The following is a 209-nucleotide window of genomic DNA, read 5'->3' on the forward strand; positions in this document are numbered from 1 at the left end:
AGCTTTCACTGGTTGCCAGCGGTGAAACGCTGCCCGCATCAAACTTGACGTCTTCCGGTAAACGTACCGGCAGCTCTGCTTCCGGCACAAGAACTTCGCCGCAGTCAGGACAGTAAATAATCGGAATCGGAGCCCCCCAATAACGCTGACGGCTGATGAGCCAGTCGCGCAGACGGTAGTTGACATGACGGGAACCAAAGCCTTGTTCT

At 55.5% G+C, this 209-nt stretch carries 1 protein-coding gene; it reads right to left on the reverse strand.

Annotation, left to right across the window (positions count from 1 at the left end; translation table 11 throughout):
* Positions 1-209, reverse strand: a 209-nt coding sequence (locus HJV72_RS19540; protein WP_208073549.1) for a class I tRNA ligase family protein, incomplete at both ends; no start/stop codon positions are given.

Source organism: Extibacter sp. GGCC_0201 (genome assembly GCF_017566055.1).
Lineage (GTDB): Bacteria > Bacillota > Clostridia > Lachnospirales > Lachnospiraceae > Extibacter.